Below are 3,571 nucleotides of genomic sequence, written 5' to 3' on the forward strand. Positions count from 1 at the left end.
ATCAGCCGTAGTAGCCTTGGTTGATGCGGTTTTCCAGCTGGCTAGCCCCTTCGCGGTACTCGCCAAACACAAAGTTCTCCGCGTTGGCCCTAATCAGCGCCTTTTGCTGCTCCGTCAGCTCCGGGATCTTCAGCATGTCCTCTAGGCTCTTGTAGGGAGCGTTTTTCACCAGGATGCGAGCCAGAGTGGGGTAGAAACCAGGCAACTGGCGGTAGTTGCGCAGGATGGTGTTGTTGACGTCAATGGGAGTGTCAAGGTGTCTTACCGGCGGCAGCTCCGCCGCCACGGCAGGGCTCCCCAAGGAGGCCAAGCCCAGGCAAAGCATCAATAAGATGAGCAGCCGACGCATGGCACCAACTCTCCAGAGAGGGTTGAAAGCAGCCATATCAACGCTCACGGGATAGGTTGCTAACGTTTTCCGACCATTTAGTGTCTCATCCTCGCTACCTTGCATCGAGCCTCAAACTCGGATTTGTATACCGGCGGAAATAATTTTTAACAACTATGATCAGGAAACAGCTCGCTTGCAGCTGGCTGACTTCCTCTTGCCCTCAGCTTGTCCTATGTCCAACTCCACACAGCTCCACCCCCATCCCCTTGGCTCCTCTGGGCAGCACGCTCTTCAACCTCCCCTTGCCCCCGATCCCGAGCTAGAGCTGCTAGAGCAGCGGGAACTCTTCGTCTGGCGGCACCTCGGGCCGGATGCTCGGCAGATCCGCCAGATGCTGCAGGCCCTGGGGCTGAGCTCCCTCCGAGAGCTAGTGGAAAAGGCAGTGCCAGCAACCCTTCGCAGCAATCGGCCCTTGCAGTTGGGATCTCCCTGCAGCGAGCAGGAGGTGTTGGCGGAGCTGAGGGCAATGGCGGCCCAGAACCAGGTGTGGCGCTCTTTTTTGGGCATGGGCTATTCCAACTGCCTGACGCCGCCGGTAATTCAGCGCAACATCCTGGAAAACCCTGCCTGGTACACGCCCTACACTCCCTACCAGGCGGAGATCGCCCAGGGGCGGCTAGAAGCCCTGCTCAACTTCCAGACGATGGTTGTGGATCTAACAGGAATGGAGATCGCCAACGCCTCTCTACTGGACGAGGCCACTGCGGCTGCCGAAGCCATGAGCCTGGCCTACACCTTGGCGGGCAAGCGATCTCCAGTTTTTTGGGTGGATTGCGGCTGCCATCCCCAGACCATTGCCGTAGTGCAGACACGGGCAGAGCCCTTGGGGATCCAGGTGCGCGTGGCGGATCCTTCGCAGTTTGAGCTTGAGCATGGCTTTGGCGTGCTCTTACAGTATCCCAACACCTATGGGGAGATCCGGGATTACCGCGACCTGGTGGAGCGGGCCCACCAAAGAGGGATGGTGGTAACGGTAGCCGCCGACTTGCTCAGCCTAACTCTCTTGCAACCGCCAGGAGAGTGGGGGGCGGACGTTGTAGTGGGAACCACCCAGCGCTTCGGGGTGCCCCTGGGCTATGGCGGCCCCCATGCAGCCTACTTTGCCACCCGTGAGGCCCACAAACGGCTGCTGCCGGGGCGCCTGGTGGGGATCTCCCAAGATGCCCAGGGAAGGCCGGCCCTGCGCCTGGCCCTGCAAACCCGAGAGCAGCACATCCGCCGCGACAAGGCCACCAGCAACATTTGCACCGCCCAGGTGCTCTTGGCCGTGGTGGCCTCCATGTATGCCGTCTACCACGGCCCGTGCGGCCTACGGCAAATTGCCGAACGCGTCCACCGCCAGGCCCATCAGCTAGCCGCCGCAATCCGCCAGTTGGGCTACAGGGTGGGGCCAGAGTATTTCTTCGACACCTTCTGGGTAAGGGCAGCCTCCCCAGAGCAGGTGCAGCAGCTCCAGGAGCGGGCTGCCCAGAAGCGCATTAACCTGCGACGGATCGACGACGTCACCCTGGGGATCAGCTTGGACGAGGCCACCACCGCTCAGGACCTGCGCGATCTCTGGCAGATCTTTGCCGGTTCTGAAGAGCTAGGCTGGGATCCCGAGGGCCTGGGTTTGGATCCCAACCAAAGCCTGCCGCCTCAGCTCTTGCGCTCCACTCCCTACCTCACCCATCCGGTGTTCAACCGCTACCACTCGGAAACGGAGCTGCAGCGCTATATCCACCGTCTGCAGAGCCGGGATCTCTCCCTCGTCCACGCGATGATCCCCCTCGGCTCCTGCACCATGAAGCTCAATGCCGCGGCAGAGATGCTGCCCATAACCTGGCCGGAGTTTGCCCAGCTCCACCCCTTTGTGCCCCTGGAGCAGGCGCGGGGCTATCAAACCCTCTTTGCCCAGCTGGAGCGGATGCTGGCGGAGATCACGGGCTTTGCCGGTGTCTCCCTGCAGCCCAACGCCGGCTCCCAGGGGGAATATGCCGGCTTGCTGGCCATTCGCCGCTATCACCAAGCCCGCGGGGAAAGCCAGCGCCAGGTGTGCCTGATCCCCACCTCTGCCCATGGCACCAACCCCGCTAGCGCCGTCATGGCGGGGATGCAGGTAGTGAGCGTGGCCTGCGACAGGGCCGGCAACATTGACCTCGAAGACCTGCGGGCCAAGGTGGAGCAGCATCGGGAACGCCTGGCAGCTTTGATGATCACCTACCCTTCCACCCATGGGGTATTTGAGGAGGGGATCCGCGAGATTTGCCAGATGATCCACGAGGCGGGGGGGCAGGTGTACATGGATGGGGCCAACCTCAATGCCCAGGTGGGCCTCTGCCGTCCTGCGGAGCTGGGAGCGGATGTCTGCCACCTCAACCTGCACAAGACCTTCTGCATCCCCCACGGCGGGGGCGGGCCGGGGGTGGGGCCCATTGCGGTTGCCCATCATCTACTGCCCTATTTGCCTGGCCATCCCTTTTTGCCCGGCTGCAATGGCCCGGTCAGCGCCGCCCCTTGGGGTAGTGCCAGCATCCTGCCCATTGCCTGGGCCTACATCCGCCTCATGGGATCCGCTGGCCTCACCCTGGCCACCCAGGTGGCCATCCTCAACGCCAATTACATTGCCAGGCGGCTAGATCCCTACTACCCAGTGCTCTACAAAGGGCCGGGGGGGTGGGTGGCCCACGAGTGCATCTTGGACTTGCGCCCCCTCAAGAAAAGCGCCGGCATCGAGGTAGAAGATGTAGCCAAGCGGCTGATGGACTACGGCTTCCATGCCCCCACCATCTCTTGGCCGGTGCCGGGGACAATGATGGTGGAGCCCACCGAGAGCGAATCCCTGGAGGAACTGGATCGCTTCTGCGAGGCGATGATTGCCATTCGCCAAGAGATTGCTGCCATTGAGCGGGGGGAGATGGATCCCGTGCGCAATCCCCTTAAACTTGCCCCCCACACCGCCGAGGTGGTGGCCGCTGACTACTGGGATCGCCCCTACCCCCGCTCCCTGGCTGCCTACCCCCTTCCGTGGGTGAAAAGCCGAAAGTTTTGGCCCAGTGTCAGCCGCATCGACAACGCCTACGGGGATCGCCACCTAGTGTGCAGTTGTCAACCCTGGCTAGAAGGCTAACTCTGAATCAAGCCGCCTGCGGCTCCATCTGGGCCAGCTCTGAGCAAGAGGAGAGGAGTTGCTCGGCCTCT

At 62.2% G+C, this 3,571-nt stretch carries 2 protein-coding genes; one reads left to right on the forward strand and one right to left on the reverse strand.

The window, feature by feature from the left end; all coding sequences use genetic code 11:
• Position 1: 1 nt before the first annotated feature.
• On the reverse strand, positions 2–397 hold the full coding sequence (gene psbU, locus NW860_RS04000) for a photosystem II complex extrinsic protein PsbU (RefSeq protein ID WP_414512534.1): 396 nt from the start codon (positions 395–397) through the stop codon (positions 2–4).
• 166 nt (positions 398–563) lie between these two features.
• Between psbU and gcvP the strand changes: the two genes are divergently transcribed.
• The gene (gcvP, locus tag NW860_RS04005; protein WP_414512536.1) at positions 564–3,500 is read left to right on the forward strand and encodes an aminomethyl-transferring glycine dehydrogenase; all 2,937 of its coding nucleotides are present in this window, start codon (positions 564–566) and stop codon (positions 3,498–3,500) included.
• The last annotated feature ends 71 nt before the right edge of the window (positions 3,501–3,571 follow it).

Origin of the sequence: Synechococcus sp. F70.1 (genome assembly GCF_047502745.1) — a bacterium.
Taxonomy (GTDB): Bacteria; Cyanobacteriota; Cyanobacteriia; order Thermostichales; family Thermostichaceae; genus Thermostichus.

What these genes read in the sequence shown, in the direction of transcription:
- gcvP (WP_414512536.1), top strand. Translation starts at nt 564, where the DNA reads ATGTCCAACTCCACACAGCTCCACCCCCATCCCCTTGGCTCCTCTGGG.